This is a genomic window from Streptomyces triticisoli (genome assembly GCF_003270085.1).
Taxonomy (GTDB): domain Bacteria; phylum Actinomycetota; class Actinomycetes; order Streptomycetales; family Streptomycetaceae; genus Streptomyces; species Streptomyces triticisoli.
On the sequence record NZ_QFDQ01000006.1, the window covers coordinates 1 to 14,716 of the forward strand.

Sequence of the window (14,716 nt, forward strand, 5' to 3'; positions counted from 1 at the left end):
GGCGCGTGGCCCGCGCACGCCCGCGCCGGCAACCTGGCGCTCGCGCGGATGCTGCGCCGCCGCACCGGGCTGCGCCTGCGCGACCTCGGTCCCTTGCGCGCCGCCCGCCGCGAGCCCCTGCTCGCCCTCGGCCTCACCGACCGGCGCAGCGGCTATCCGCTCCAGATGGTCGTCCGCGCGGCCGACGCCGGCTGGCGGATCGCCGAGCACGACGTGCCGTACCTGCCGCGCGCCGGAGCCTCGAAGGTGACGGGCACCTGGCGCGGCACCTGGCAGACCGTGCAGGACATGAGCCGCGTGCTGCGTGAGCCCCCCGCGCACGGGGGAGGAACCGTCCGTTGACCGCGCTCCTCGTCATCGCCAAGGAGCCGCGGCCGGGCCGGGTCAAGACCCGGCTCACCCCGCCGTTCACGCCCGGTCAGGCGGCGGAGCTGGCCGAGGCGGCCCTCGCGGACACCCTGCACGCCGTGGCGGCCACGCCCGCCTCCCGGCGCGTCCTCGTCCTCGACGGCACCCCCGGCCCCTGGCTGCCGCCCGGCTTCGACGTCGTACCGCAGTGCGCGGGCGGGCTGGACGAGCGGCTGGCGGACGCCTTCGCGCGCTGCGACGGCCCGGCCCTGCTCATCGGCATGGACACCCCGCAGGTGACGCCGGAACTGCTCACCGTGGACTTCGCCGACTGCGACGCCCACTTCGGCCCGGCCGAGGACGGCGGCTTCTGGGCCCTCGGCCTGGCGCGTCCCGATCCCGACCTGCTGCGGGGCGTGCCCATGTCGACCCCGGTGACGGGAGCGCTCCAACGGGACCGGCTCCTCACCGCCGGCCTGCGGGTGCGCGACCTGCCGTCCCTGCGCGACGTCGACACCGCCGCCGACGCCCACGCCGTCGCCGCCCTGGCTCCGCACGGCCGCTTCGCGGCCCGGCTGGCCCGGTGCACGGCGGTCGCGGGGCCGGATGCGTGGCCGGTCACGGGGGCCGGCTCGCCGCCGGCCACAGAGCCGGGCCCCGGGCCGCACCTCCCACCGGCCAGCCGGCCGGACTCCCCACCGGACCCGCGACGGGACTCCCCACCGGACTCCCCGCAGGGCTCCCCGCAGGGCTCGTCACCGGACCCGCGACAGGACTCCCCGCCGGACTCCCCGCCGGGCTCGTCACCGGACCCGCGCCAGGACTCCCCCCCGGACTCCCCGCAGGGCTCCTCGCCGGACCCGCGACAGGACTCCCCACCGGACTCCCCGCAGGGCTCCCCGCAGGGCTCGTCACCGGACCCGCGACAGGACTCCCCACCGGACTCCCCGCAGGGCTCGTCACCGGACCCGCGACAGGACTCCCCACCGGACTCCCCGCAGGACTCCCCGCAGGGCTCGTCACCCACACCCCGATGAGCACCCCACCCACCACCGCCCTCGCCTGGGCGGCCGCCGACCCCTACGCCGCCGCCCTGCGCGCCGGCCGCGGCCCGCTGTTCCTGCGCCGCGCCGACGGCTGGCTGCTGCCGCTGGAGGTGGAACGCTGGTGCGCCCGGGCCGACGCGGTCGACCGGGACGTGCTGGACCGCTGCGAGGGAACCGTGCTGGACGTGGGGTGCGGGCCCGGGCGACTGGTGGCGGAACTCGCCGCCCGGGGCCGGACCGTCCTCGGCGTCGACGTCAGCGAGGCCGCCGTGGACCACACCGTGCGACTCGGGGGTCGGGCGCTGCGGCGCTCGGTCTTCGAGCCGCTGCCCGGCGAGGGGCACTGGGGCACCGTCCTGCTCATGGACGGCAACGTCGGCATCGGCGGTGACCCGCGTGCGCTCCTGGACCGGGTGGCCGGGCTCCTGCGCCCCGGCGGCCTGCTGATCGCCGAGACCGTCCCGGTGGACGTCGACGAACGCGCCCAGGTGCAGGTCGTCGACCTCACCGACGCCGGTGGAACCGACGCGCTCTTCCCCTGGGCACGGCTCGGCACGCGGGCGCTGCTCCGGTACGCCCAGGGCTGGGAGCGGGCCGGTCAGTGGACGACCGGCGGACGGTGCTTCGCCGCCCTGCGCAGCCGCAGCAGCCGCAGCGCCAGCAGCAGCGCCGAGCCGCCGAAGAGGACGGCGGTGATCAGCAGCCAGCGGGCGAGGAACACGTCCGCCGGCAGCCCGGTGCCGAACCGGTAGCGCCGCTCCACCATGCCGCTGATCAGCGGGAACCACACGAGAAGGAGCAGCCCGGAGAGGGCCGCCGGTACGCGCACGTACGGCACCCTCCCCCACTGCCTTGAGGGCGTGGGCGGTGCCCCCACCCGACGCCGGACCGCGCCGAGCCCCCGTACGGCCGCCCGGTCCGCGATCGCGTACAGGGGCAGCAGCACGAGGTCGTGCAACAGCGCCACCCCCACGAACCACAGCGCCACGCCGAGCCAGTCGTCCGCGAGCAGCCGCACACCCGCGTAGGCGGCGAGCGCGAAGGAGCAGGCGAGCAGCAGGAGCTGCAGGGGACTGCCGATCGGAACGCGCGGAAGCAGCCGAAGCATCACAGGTCTCCGAACGTCATCCGGGCCACCCACTTGGTGTTGAGCACACCGGGCGCGGCGGGCACGATGATCCGCGCCGGGTGGCCGTGGTCGGGGGACAGTTCCTCGCCGTTGACGTACAGGGCGAGCAGGGAACGCGGGTCGGCCACCTGGTTGGCGCGCAGGGCGGCTTTCCGGAAGGCGCCGCTCCGCTGGAGGGACTCGACGAACACGTCCGGCGGGTCGTCGTCGTACCCGACGAGCGCCGCGAGGTCGCGCAGCCGCACCCCGCGCCACCACTGGTCCGACGTCGACCAGCCCTCCACGCAGGCGATGGGCAGGGCCGCGCTGTACAGGGGGAGCCGGAGCAACTCGTCCCGGCGGAGGCGGACGGTGCCCGTGCGTCCCGTGACGACGAGCCGCCACGCGTCCTCGCCCGTCTCCGCCGCGTCGATCCCGGCGTACGCGGCGGTCTTGTTGATCTGGAAGCCGTTCGGGCCACTGCCGGGATCGCCGCCGCCGTGCGGTGCGAGGAGGGCGGTGCGCCGCAGCGGACCGTCGAAGTTCTGCCCCACCGTGGTGGCGAGCAGCAGCAGCGAGCCGCCTCCGACGAACCACAGGGCACCCCGCCGGGAGACGGTCGGCTCGGCGGGGCGCGGAGACACCAGGTCGCTCCTCTCCTCCCGCAGGTGCCGCAGATTGCGCAGCGCCGCGGGCAGCCTCAGCAGCACATGGACGGCGAACGCGGCGAAGAACACCCACGCTCCGTAGAAGTGCAACGGGTAGAAGGAGCCGGGGAAGACGTAGTCGAGCTGGACGTTGAGCACGCCGGTCACGAACTGGAACAGTGCGCCGCCCACCAGGAGCAGCAGCGAGATCCGTTCCAGGGCGTGCGCGAGCGAGCGGGCCGGCGGCAGCGCGAACAGCCTCGGCACCACGGACCACAGCTTGGCGAGCAGCACGGGGATCAGGGTGATGCCGAGGGTGACGTGGACGCCCTGGTTGAGCCGGTACAGCCAGTGCGGGTCCGTCGGCCAGGCGAAGAGGTAGAAGCCGAGGATCCCCTTGCCCGGTGTCTTGTCGTTCACCGGCGACAAATCGGGGTTGTAGGCGGCGTACGAGACCAGGCCCGTCACGAACAGCACGGTGATGCCGACGAGCAGGACGAGGCCCAGCACCGAGGTGAACCAGGGGCCGCGCAGGGGACTGCGCCAGAAGCCGGGCGAGGAGGGAAGCCGCGGGGCGTCGAGGTCGCGCATGTTCCGACGGTAGGCCGGAACCACCCCGCGAAAGGGTGCACGACCCATGACGAAACTCTGACATCGGGCCCGGACGGCGCTCCGTGACCGGCCGCGCGGCCTAGCGTTCCGGTGTGATCCGCACCCCGCCCTCCGCCGAGCCCGGCACCGCGCACTCCGGCGTGCCCCGTGGCCTGAGCCGTGACCTGTACGCAGCCGGGGCCGCCGTGCTGCTCGTGACGGCGGCCGTGCTGGTCGGCCGCCACATCCAGGGGACCAGCCGTACGCTGTTCGTCGACTGGCCCCCACTGCTGGCGTCCTGGGAACCCCACCTCGGCCCCGGCACTCCGGCGGCCGTCCTGGTGGCGATCGCCACCGTGGCGTACGGCCCCTCCCTCGCGGCCCGTCTCCCCTGGCGGGCCCTGGTCCCCCTGACGTGGGGCACGGCCATGGCGTGGACCTCCTCCCTCGCCCTGATCGACGGCTGGCACCGGGGCATCGCCGTCCGGCTCACCACCCCCCACGAGTACCTCCGGGCCATCGACCGTTTCCAGGACGTCCCGGCGGCACTACGGGGCTTCACCCGGCACATCCTGCTCGGCTCCCCCGACAACTGGCCCGCCCACGTCGCCGGCCACCCGCCCGCGGCCACGCTCACCTTCGTCCTGCTCGACCGGATCGGGCTGCGGGGCGGGGGCTGGGCCGGGATGTGGTGCATCGTCGTCGGGGCGACGGCCTGCGTGGCCGTGCTGGTCACGGTCCGCGCCCTGGCCGGCGAGACACTCGCGCGAGGGGCGGCGCCCTTCCTCGTCCTGGCCCCGGCCGCCGTGTGGATGGGCGCCTCGGCCGACGCGTACTTCGCGGCGGTGGCCGCGTGGGCGGTGGCGCTGCTCGCACTGGCGGTCACCCGACGGTCCCTGTGGTGGGCGGGGGCGTCCGGGCTGCTGTTCGGCCTGACCTGCTACCTGTCGTACGGCCTCACGCTCGTCGCGCTGATCGCGGCGGCGGTACTGGTGCTCGGCCGACACGGGATCCGAGGGCGCCCCGCCCTGCTGGTGCCCCTGCTCGCCGGACTGGCGGTGGTCCCGACGGCGTTCACGCTCGCCGGGTTCAGCTGGTGGGAGGCGTACCACCTGCTGGTCACGCGCTACTACCAGGGCGTGGGCGGCATCCGCCCCTACGGCTACTGGGTGTGGGCCAACCTCGCCTGCACGGTCCTCATCACGGGCCTGGCGACGGCGGCGGGCCTGCGGCGGACCGGTGCGGTGCTCGTCCGGCGCCGCGGCGACCCTCCCGACCGGACGGCCGAGGCCCGCCTCGCACTCCTCGTGGCCGCCGCCCTCCTCGCCCTGCTGGTCGCCGACCTGTCCGGCATGAGCAAGGCGGAGACGGAGCGCATCTGGCTGCCCTTCGCGCTGTGGCTGCTCCCGGCGTGCGCATTCCTCACCCTCCCCCGAGCTTCCGGCTCCGCTCCAGCAGGGGGGACCCCCATCCGCGCTTGGCTCACCGCGCAGGCGCTGCTCGCCCTGCTCCTCAACCATCTGCTGCTCACCGGGTGGTGAAAGCTGTGGTCGGATGCCTGGGCCGAGTTCGTGCCCTTCCTCTCCTTCGACGTCGAGATGCGCAAGGTGATCTGCTCGACGAACGCGATCGAGAGCGTCAACTTCCAGATCGCCTTCGAGGGCCGCCTGACCCCGAGCAACAACTAACCACTCAACAACCAGGACCAGCCGTTAAATTGACGCACCCGCTCGCCGTTCCCAGCCTCCTGAACTGCAAGTAGTCCGCTCGGAGATCGGAGATGCCTCGCTCACACAGGGGGTGAAGACCAGGCCGGGGCCGGACTGAGACGGCAGAGCCGAGCAGGCGTGGTCCGTTTCCTGGAAGCCCTGGAAGCCTGGGGCGCTGCGTCTTCTGAGTGGTACCGGAGCTTCGGGCACGGCCCACCACCCGAAGGTGACTGGACGTTCTTCGCCCGTGCCCCAACTGCCGCTCGAGTCTACGAATAGCCCTGGTGGGCACCGTGCCCCTTGCCTGCCCGACCGAGCGGCAACCGGAGGGGACACCGGGGAACAGCGGCGAGCGACCCAGGTACACGCAGGTCACCGTCACGCCAGGTCAGCGGCCGTCCGTATACGCGATCCTGCAACCTGGTGCTGTACAGCGGCGGAGTACAGCAATCGGTGTGACCACAGTCGGCGGCTCAGGCGTTGGGACGCTTTCCGTGGTTGGCCTTCTTCTTCTTACGTCCGCGTCGTTTATTACCTCGCTTGGACATGGTGGGTCTCCCTGATTCAGAACTTTCCACGCCTTCGTCAGTCTAAATTCGGTCCGTGGAGTCCGCATCGGCGGAGCGGGGCAGCTGGGCGCGGCGCCGACGACTGCAGGGCGATCAGCCGCAGAGGGTGCCTGATCGAACTCTTGAAGCGGTGGGTACCGACTCGGCGAACGAGCAGCCGCCTGCCTCGCACTTGTGCAGGAGTCAGACGCGGCGAGCGACCTGGGGCTGCTGTTCTGTGGGGCAGCTCCCCGCATTGCCGGCACGTGAGGCTCCTCAAGCGCATGCCGGTGCTCTCCGTCCGTGACAGAACCGAGTTCGGCTCACATCCCGCATGAAGCCCGACGGCGAGTACAGCTTTTCAGTGGCCAGGCATCATCGACGCAACCGACGAACGATGTCGCGTGCATGATCCGTTCCCAGGACGCTACTCGTCGGGCTTGCGCCGCCTCTTCCTCCGCATCCGCCGGCCTCCAGCCTTGCGCCCCTGCCCACGGGGCCGCCCGTACAGTGCATCAGCCGCCGTCTTGACGCCGAGGACGTCGCGCTGCGCGCGGAAGAGCTCGTCGACCGGCTCGGCGGGACGGGCTGGACCACCTGCCGGGCACCGGGTCGTACTCTTCGCGGCCGATGTGTCCTTCGTCTCGGTGGTGGGGTTTCGGCCGGTCCGCCGTTGCCCCGTCCGTTGACCACGGTGGCGGCGGCGTTTGGCTCATCGACGGAGGTCATGGCCCTGCGGCCCGAAGTGCTCGACAGGAACACCGCGTCCGCGCGAAGCAATATCTGTGTTCGCGAAGTGAGAAATAGGCACGGAGCGCGGCGAGTATTCCTCAACCGACAGGCGGAGTGGAATTATCGACCACGCAAGGCCGATCGCGCCGTGCTACTGTCGATCTCAGTTGCAGGTGTGGTTGCCAGAAGGTTCGTTTTCCGACGGGGTAATCAGCACGGCGACGCGGAATCCGCACAGGGTGGATTCCGAGCACCGTTTCCGAAGGAGAAATGACATGGCTACTGGCACCGTGAAGTGGTTCAACGCGGAAAAGGGTTTCGGCTTCATCGAGCAGGACGGCGGCGGCGCCGACGTCTTCGCCCACTACTCGAACATCGCCACCCAGGGCTTCCGTGAGCTGCTGGAAGGCCAGAAGGTGTCGTTCGACATCGCGCAGGGCCAGAAGGGCCCGACGGCCGAGAACATCGTTCCCGCCTGACACCAGCACTGACGCATACTTCGCAGCTGGGGCCCGCACCTTGGGGTGCGGGCCCCGGCTCGCGTCATTTTCAGGGCGATTCGGCTCTGTCATTTCCGGCTCGTTCTCGCGATTCTCCGCGCCATTCATTTTGCTGCGGGAATTCCTTGATACGCGCCCGCATCGAGGAAGGTTCCGCATGAACCGCGCACGCACTGCACGCACAACCCGTACATACGACCGCTCCGGCGCTCCGCGCCGCTCCCGGGGCGGCGGACGCCCGCAGACCGCGCCCAGGGGCGAGTTCGCGCTGCCGCGGACGGTCACGCCCGCGTTGCCCGCGGTCGAGTCGTTCGCCGAGCTCACCATGCCGGCGCGGTTGCTGGCCGCGCTCGGCCGAGAAGGCGTGACCGTACCGTTCCCGATCCAGGCGGCGACCCTGCCCAACTCCCTGGCCGGCCGTGACGTACTCGGCCGTGGCCGCACCGGTTCGGGCAAGACCCTCGCCTTCGGCCTCGCGGTGCTGGCCCGTACGGCGGGCCGACGCGCCGAGCCCCGGCAGCCGCTGGCCCTCGTCCTGGTCCCCACCCGCGAGCTCGCCCAGCAGGTCACCGACGCGCTCACGCCGTACGCCCGCTCCGTAGGGCTGCGGTCGGTCGCTGTGGTCGGCGGGATGTCGATCGGCAGACAGGCCGGTGCGCTGCGTGCAGGGGCGGAGGTCGTCGTCGCCACGCCGGGGCGGCTCAAGGACCTCATCGACCGCGGCGACTGCCGACTGGACGACGTCGCCGTCACCGTCCTGGACGAGGCCGACCAGATGACCGACATGGGCTTCCTGCCCCAGGTCACCGCCCTGCTCGATCAGGTGCGTCCCGAGGGGCAGCGCATGCTCTTCTCGGCCACCCTGGACCGCAACGTCGACCTGCTGGTCCGCCGCTACCTGACCGACCCGGTGGTCCACTCCGTCGACCCTCCGGCGGGTGCCGTCACCACGATGGAGCACCACGTGCTCCACGTGCACGACGCGGACAAGCACCGGACGACCACCGAGATCGCGGCACGGGACGGTCGAGTGATCATGTTCCTGGACACCAAGCACGCGGTGGACCGGCTGACCAGGGACCTGCTGCACAGCGGCGTCCGCGCCGCCGCCCTGCACGGCGGCAAGTCCCAGCCGCAGCGCACCCGAACCCTCACCCAGTTCAAGAACGGCCATGTGACGGTACTGGTGGCGACCAACGTCGCGGCGCGCGGAATCCACGTCGACAACCTCGACCTGGTCGTCAACGTGGATCCGCCCAGCGACCACAAGGACTACCTGCACCGCGGCGGCCGTACGGCACGCGCCGGCGAGTCCGGCAGCGTCATCACCCTGGTGACCCCCGGCCAGCGCCGCGCCATGAGCCGACTGATGGCTTCGGCCGGCATCACCCCGCGGATCACCCCGGTACGTTCGGGCGATACGGAGCTGGGTCGCATCACAGGTGCCCAGGATCCTCCCGGTGTCCCGGTCGTCATCACCGCGCCGATCGCGGAACGTCCCCGCCGCGCGTCCTCCTCGCCCCGCGGCCGCCGGGGCCGCACCGGTCAGGGCCGGCCCGTCGGCGAAGCGCCGCGCCGCAGGGCACAGCGGCAGCCCGCCGTCGCCCCGGCTGCCTGAAGCCACTGTGATCGCAGAGCCCACCCCTTCCCGTAGGAGGCACTTTTGACAACGGCTCGGATGCAGCACCAAGCGGCGGACCCCGCCCCCATGCCCGTGGTCGACGACATGGCAGCCTCCGGACCGCTGGTCCGCGACGACATGACCGTCGAGGTGGCCCTGTCCGTCATGGCGGGGGCGGGTGTCGAGTACCTGATCCTTTGCGACGAGGACGACCAGTGCACGGGCCTGATCACCCGGACCCGGCTCGCCGTTCTCCGCGACAGTCCCACGTACACGGACCGGATCCGTCTACGGGACGTCCTCGACGGATCGCTCACCTCGCCCGACGCTCGACCCGGCGCCGCCGGGAGCACGGCCGGGCCCGGGGCGTCCTCGTCCTCTCCCCGTCGCTCCGCCGCCCCTGACCCGGTCAGCCCGTTCTCCTTCTCCCCGTGAGGCATCATGCGCTGTGTCATCGCCCGGTACCCGTTCGAGCTGACCAAGACCGGAGTGCTGGCCTCGATGAAGGGCGTCACGCCCGAGCTCGTCACGGGTGAGTCCGTGACCATCGGCCGCCGCCGCTACCCCGTCAAGCAGGTGGGCCAGGTCATCACCCGACAGGACCGCCGCGACTTCACCAGCGGCGAGGTCATCCGGGCCATGGTCCGCCTCGGCTTCACCTGCCACGGCCACCCCGAGGCCACGCCCGTGCGTGTCTCCACTCCGCTCCGAACCGCGTCGGCACTGCTCGGCGGCACCGCGCCTCCGGAGGAATGAGCTCGGGCGGAGTGCCGCCATCAGGATCCCGGTGAGGGCCCTGCCGACGCGCGTCGGCAGGGCCCTCACCGTCGTCTCGTCGTCCGTTCTCCGCCCGTCGCGGGGGTCCCGGGGCTGCCCTGCGGGATCCGGGCGAGAGGAAAGCGCAGGTGTCAGGGTGGAGCGCCGCGGCCGGGCCGGCCCTCTCGTGGGCCGTGGGTGAGGACGTCGGACAACGGGCCGAGACGGACCGCGTCCTTCAGGACCTCCGGCACACGCTTCCCGCACATGGCGTCGGGAGCCGGTCGGCCGGTGACGACCGGGCCGCCGGCCACGACGACCTGTGTCACCCGTGGTTGCAGGACACAGACTGCCTGCTCCCCCAGAGGGCTGAAATCTACTTTTGCCGGAGTAGACATTGGCGTCCGGCGCAGTTAGTCTTTTTCTCGTCAACACGGTCAAGCGAAACCCGCAGACACGAACTGACGGGTTGCAGTACATGAAGTTCGCAGGTCAGCGCGGCTCTGGAGTCCCGAAGCCAAGGTGTTCGCAGAACGGTGACGGGGCTGAGAACCGCACTGGGCGGCCCGCAGATCGAGGGGCTGCCAACAGCACCACCGAGCAGTACCGCAGTACCAGTCACCAAGTGGTTCGAGGAAGGACGGAGGAGCAGACGCCATCAGGATCGCCCGGACCGAGAAGAACTCGGCCCGGGTACCGCAAGACCCCGGATTGGATGGTGGTCCCCGGTCACGCAGCCGCGATCCCCGCACCCCCCTTCCGCAGGGCCGGGTAGCGGAAACAGAAGGTCGGCACAGCATTAGGGCCGACAGATGGTGTTCAATTTCCTTCGGGGCCCTGGTGCCGTACGGCACCAGGGCCCCCCGATGTGTTGCACAAGCGGTACAAGAGGTGACATGACAACAGATACCCCTCTCGGCGATCGTCTGGACGACGACGACTACCCCGCATACACGATGGGCCGAGCCGCCGAGATGCTCGGCACCACCCCGGCTTTCCTCCGGGCCATCGGTGAGGCTCGTCTGATCACTCCGCTGCGGTCGGAGGGCGGACACCGCCGGTATTCCCGCTACCAGCTGCGGATCGCCGCGCGCGCCCGCGAGCTCGTCGACAGGGGCACGCCGATCGAGGCCGCTTGCCGCATCATCATCCTCGAGGACCAGCTCGAGGAAGCTCAGCGCATCAACGCCGAGTACCGCCGCCGTGCCGCGAACGAAGCGCCCGACAGTTCCAGTCGCGACTCCAGCTGATCACGTGGGCGCGGGCCGGTCGGCTCGAACGCACACGGCGCCATGCCCGCCGTCACCGCCGTCCCCCTGGCCACCCTCGTCCTCGCCCGGGTCGAAGGCCACCTGCACACCGGCCCGTGGACGCCGCAGTGGGCCGGCGCCGGACATGCCTCAAGGCACGCGTACGCCCCTGGATCCGGCACTCCACGACGGCGCGCCCCAGCCATGCCCATGAGAGCGGACAACAGCGGTCACCAACGGTGCGACCCGCCCGCACGGAGATACCTGAACGCCCGCGTCGGTAAGGGCACCGCCGGGGAGTGCGGCACCGGCGGCACCGGCGGCACGACACGACGGCACACATCGTCACCTCGTGCCCCGGCCAGTGACAACGGTCCCTGATACGACCCGCGACCGTGGCGGGACCCGGCGTCGGCGCAGGCTCCTCGGGCGTCGGTGGGTGCTGTGGTCCACGGCCGTGCGTAGTAGGCGGCGAGATCGGCGTGGCCAGGCTCACCCGTGCGGGAACCACGGGCCGTGTCAAGGTCCTGGGCCGGGCGATCGCCCGGCCCAGGAGTGTGGCGATCACGGAGCGTGCGGCACTTCAGATCGGTTCCGGCTGCGGTTCCAGTCGTGGCGCCGGCGCGGCCCTCGGCTCCCACGCCGCGGTGGTCCGTACGTAGCCGTAGACCACTGAGGTCATCGCCAGCATGAGCAGTGGTCCGGACACCCACGGATGCTCGGCCATCGTCAACGGCAGGAAGCGGTAGGACACCAGCAGCGCGGCGAAGACCGTTGCTCCGTAAGCGACCAGCCGGATCCCTGATCGGTCCCAGCCGCGGTCGTACGACCGCAGAGCCGCCTCGATCGTGAGCGTGAACACCACGCCGGAAATGAGATCCACGCCGTAGTGGTAGCCGAACCCCAGCGTTGCGGCGAGCGTGGCGATCAGCCAGAACGTGCCTGCGTACCGCAGAACGCGTGGGCCCTTCCGGGAATGGATGAAGATCGCGACGGCCCACGCCGTGTGCAGGCTGGGCATGCAGTTCCGCGGGGTGATCCCGTCGAACGGCATGGGGTGCGGGGTGCTGACCGGCGGTGGCGTCTGTGGCCACAGGTCGGCCACCGCCCAGTGCCCGCTGGCCGGAAGGTCCGGCGCCCACAGGCTGATCGGCGCCCAGTACTCGGTGCCGGTGCCGTAGGCGAAGATCGGCCCGACCACCGGGAAGATCATGTAGAAGGCCGGTCCGACAAGGCCGATCACCAGGAAGGTGCGCACCAGGTGATGGCCCGGGAAGCGGCGCTCGACCGCCACGCCGCGCAGTTGGTACAGCGCGACGACGACCGCGGCCACCGCGAGCTGACCGTAGACGGTGTCGAGGAAATTGAAGCCGATGGGGCCGGTGGCCGTGACGACCCGGCCTACCAGCCACGACGGATCGCCCAGCGCGTGATCGGCTGTTGCCACGTACTGGTCGAGCACCGCCGGGCGGGTCTTCGAGGTGATGAGCAGCCATGTGTCGCCGGTCTTGCGGCCGGCCATCAGCAGCAGGCCCAGCCCGACGCCCTTCAGCAGCAGGACACGTTCCCGGCCGGTGCGGCGGGTGACAGCGATGACCGCGCAGCCCAGGATCACCCACAACGCGCCGTTGCCGAAGGGGTGGCCGCCGGTCGTCTCGGCGTCCACCGCCCACCGGACCAGCAAGAAGGCGATATCGATACCGATCGCCGCACCCGCCGCGATGAACCGTTGCCGCCAGGTGAGGACCACCATCGTCAACGCCATGGCGGCGTACAGCAGGCCGCCCGACTTGGGGGCGAACACCACCTCTCGCACCTGGTTGGTGATCGGCCCCGGCAGACCGTGACGACGCGCGGCGAACTCCAACGCGATGAGGAATCCGAGGGCCGCGACACCCACCACGGCCCAGAGGATCGCCCGTGGTCGGCACCTCGCGGAGAACACGGTTCTTCGGTTTATTCGCGAGAAGTCCCGCGGTGGTATGTATCTCAATTCTTGGCCGCTTTGTTAGGTTTTGGTCATGTCAGGGCGGGTTCCGCTCGTCATCTTCCGGCCGGAACCGTTTTTCCCTCGCGAAGAGCTGCCCGCCGAAGCAAGACGGAAAGACCACAGCCCGGGTTGCGGCGGGTCCGTCGCGTGCGGCGCCCGTGGAAACCCGCGGTGCGACAGCGGTGACGGTGATGTCAGGGGGTTCGTTCGGCGGACGTACGAGGATCACTACGGACCGGCAGGGGCACGAGGCCGTCGTGTGAAGGAGCACCGGCCTCGTGGCGCCCGCTGCAGGGGCAGGCCCGGTCGAGGTGTGCGCAGGGGCGGAGCGGTCGCTCCGCCCGCGATCCCGATGCATCCCCCAAAGCCCCGAGACACCTCGTCCCCCTCGGTCCGCCCCTTTACGCCACCCGTGCTCTTGGTGTGCCCCGCAGAGCGGGCAGCCACAGTCAACAGCGGTGCCCAGGCCCCCCACGGGGAGGGAAGCACAGCGGATCTGCGCAGGTCAATAGCCATGTGGGCGCACAAGCGCCGTCGTTTCGTACCAGAGGGCTCCTCGGTCGCCTTCTTGGCGGCCTCAACGCAAACCTTGCGGACGACTGCCCGGCGCGTACCAAGGTGTCCTCGAGGGCGGCTCCGGACCGCAACTCCCGGTGGAGGAACGCGGGAAGAATCGCAGTCCGGGTTCCGGCCCCGGACTTGGTGTCGCCCTGGAGGCGCCGCCCGTTCATGCGCTCCGACGAGCGGCGTGAGCAGGGCAGCGAGCGGATGGCGGGGTTGTCGACGGCCGCGCGGGCAGGGGCAGCACGGCATCCGACCGTGCCACGGGACGTCCGGCACGCACCCTCGTGCGCGGGAAGTGAGGGGCCGGTTCCGTCGGCCGAGGCCGAGCACGACGACGTGCCCGGGCCGGGTGATCGGGCCGACGGGCGGACGGGGGAACGGCGTCGTGGGTGTCGTCCCGCCGGCTGCGGTGCACCTGGCGGGGCCGGGCGTTCCGGGTGTTTCCGTCCACAGAGGTGGGTGACGGAGCTCTCGGCCCAGGGATCCCGAGATGGGTGAGGGCCTTCTGGCCCGGTGTGGATCGTCGCATCCGCACCGGCGACCGGAAAGGCCCTCGTGCCGCACCGCTGACCGGGATCCGGGGGCGCCAACCCCTGTGTGGCGCCCCCCGGCCGGGCGGCGCTACTACAGCCGCTTCTCGTAGGACTTGTCCTTGTCGGAGTCGTAGACCAGCTTGCTGTCGGCGTCGTAGCCCTTGATGCGCGGAGCCACGGTGACCTGCTGGGACAGGACGCCGGAGGCGACGAACCAGCCGTGGTCCAGGGCGGCCTGGCGGGTGACGCCGCCGTAGGTGACGGTCACCCGGGCCACCGACGGCTTGACGGTGCCGATGACACCCCATCGGAACGGCAGCTTCCAGTTGCCGTGGTCGAGGACCGACTGCCGGTGGAGCTTGCCGCCGTTGCTGTCGGCCGTCACGGGGCCGGCGTCCGGCGTGTCGTCGGCGCCCACGCTGGTGTTGAGACCGCTGGCCTCACCGTTCTTCACGTTGCAGATCAGCCGGGTCTGCTTCGGTTGCTCCTTCACCGCGACGACGTACATGCCATCGCCGGGCGCGTTGGAGTCGCCGGTGCTGTGCATCGCCAGGATGATCCGGTACTCCTGCGCCGCACCCAGGTCCGCGCGGAAGCCGGACGGGCTGCGTGGGATCGACTGGTTGTACGCGAGGCACTTCTCCAGCCCGTCGACGGCCTGCTCGAAGGTGATCCCGTCGAGGAGCTGGTCCTCCGTGGCCGGTCGCGCGGGCCCCGACGGCGCTGCGGACGGCGTCGGGGCCGGCGCCGCCGGCGTCCGCGGCGGGGCGCCG

Annotated in this window: 11 protein-coding genes and 3 pseudogenes; 10 read left to right on the forward strand and 4 right to left on the reverse strand. The window is 71.4% G+C overall.

The window, feature by feature from the left end; translation table 11 throughout:
* The 3 genes and pseudogenes from DEP02_RS01570 to DEP02_RS01580 all read left to right on the forward strand — a co-directional run.
* Nucleotides 1-342 (forward strand): annotated as a pseudogene (locus DEP02_RS01570) (glycosyltransferase); the annotation flags it as partial.
* Nucleotides 339-941, forward strand: a pseudogene (locus DEP02_RS01575) (TIGR04282 family arsenosugar biosynthesis glycosyltransferase); the annotation flags it as partial. The pseudogenes DEP02_RS01570 and DEP02_RS01575, both read left to right, overlap by 4 nt.
* 440 nt (nt 942-1,381) lie before the next feature.
* Nucleotides 1,382-2,146: a class I SAM-dependent methyltransferase gene (locus DEP02_RS01580; RefSeq protein WP_112465506.1), complete on the forward strand. Its 765-nt coding sequence runs from the start codon at nt 1,382-1,384 to the stop codon at nt 2,144-2,146.
* 355 nt (nt 2,147-2,501) lie between these two features.
* On the opposite strand, the gene DEP02_RS01590 is transcribed toward DEP02_RS01580, so the two are convergent.
* Nucleotides 2,502-3,740: a molybdopterin-dependent oxidoreductase gene (locus DEP02_RS01590; RefSeq protein WP_198668241.1), complete on the reverse strand. Its 1,239-nt coding sequence runs from the start codon at nt 3,738-3,740 to the stop codon at nt 2,502-2,504.
* Between the two features lie 161 nt (nt 3,741-3,901).
* Here DEP02_RS01590 and DEP02_RS01595 point away from each other — a divergent pair, with 161 nt between their 5' ends.
* Together DEP02_RS01595 and DEP02_RS01600 are read left to right on the forward strand one after the other, a co-directional pair.
* Nucleotides 3,902-5,281 carry a hypothetical protein gene (locus DEP02_RS01595; RefSeq protein ID WP_112465514.1) on the forward strand — a complete coding sequence of 460 codons (1,380 nt, stop codon included), beginning with the start codon at nt 3,902-3,904 and terminating at the stop codon, nt 5,279-5,281.
* A pseudogene (locus DEP02_RS01600) lies at nt 5,282-5,383 on the forward strand (transposase); the annotation flags it as partial. It abuts the gene before it with no gap.
* Between the two features lie 539 nt (nt 5,384-5,922).
* On the opposite strand, the gene DEP02_RS35735 reads toward DEP02_RS01600, so the two are convergent.
* Entirely contained in the window at nt 5,923-5,997 is a 75-nt protein-coding gene (locus tag DEP02_RS35735) for a 50S ribosomal protein bL37 (RefSeq protein WP_109542219.1), read from the reverse strand.
* Between the two features lie 1,007 nt (nt 5,998-7,004).
* Between DEP02_RS35735 and DEP02_RS01610 the strand changes: the two genes are divergently transcribed.
* The 5 genes from DEP02_RS01610 (at nt 7,005) to DEP02_RS01630 (ending at nt 10,856) form a co-directional block, all read left to right on the forward strand.
* Entirely contained in the window at nt 7,005-7,208 is a 204-nt protein-coding gene (locus tag DEP02_RS01610; RefSeq protein ID WP_028799214.1) for a cold-shock protein, read from the forward strand.
* A gap of 178 nt (nt 7,209-7,386) precedes the next feature.
* A complete protein-coding gene (locus DEP02_RS01615; protein WP_112465508.1) occupies nt 7,387-8,847 on the forward strand; it encodes a DEAD/DEAH box helicase in 1,461 nt (486 codons plus the stop codon).
* 60 nt (nt 8,848-8,907) lie between these two features.
* Nucleotides 8,908-9,285 (forward strand): CBS domain-containing protein, encoded by a 378-nt coding sequence (locus tag DEP02_RS01620; protein ID WP_438947712.1) that lies wholly within the window; start codon nt 8,908-8,910, stop codon nt 9,283-9,285.
* A 6-nt stretch (nt 9,286-9,291) separates the two neighbouring features.
* Nucleotides 9,292-9,606 carry an SCO5918 family protein gene (locus DEP02_RS01625; protein WP_112465509.1) on the forward strand — a complete coding sequence of 105 codons (315 nt, stop codon included), beginning with the start codon at nt 9,292-9,294 and terminating at the stop codon, nt 9,604-9,606.
* A gap of 896 nt (nt 9,607-10,502) precedes the next feature.
* Entirely contained in the window at nt 10,503-10,856 is a 354-nt protein-coding gene (locus tag DEP02_RS01630) for a MerR family transcriptional regulator (RefSeq protein ID WP_112465510.1), read from the forward strand.
* A gap of 583 nt (nt 10,857-11,439) precedes the next feature.
* Here the strand turns inward: DEP02_RS01630 and DEP02_RS01640 are convergent.
* Both DEP02_RS01640 and DEP02_RS01650 read right to left on the reverse strand, forming a co-directional pair.
* Nucleotides 11,440-12,759: a phosphatase PAP2 family protein gene (locus DEP02_RS01640; RefSeq protein ID WP_232838912.1), complete on the reverse strand. Its 1,320-nt coding sequence runs from the start codon at nt 12,757-12,759 to the stop codon at nt 11,440-11,442.
* A gap of 1,275 nt (nt 12,760-14,034) precedes the next feature.
* Nucleotides 14,035-14,716 (reverse strand): hypothetical protein (locus tag DEP02_RS01650; protein WP_112465512.1); only part of this gene is annotated, 682 nt, incomplete at its 5' end.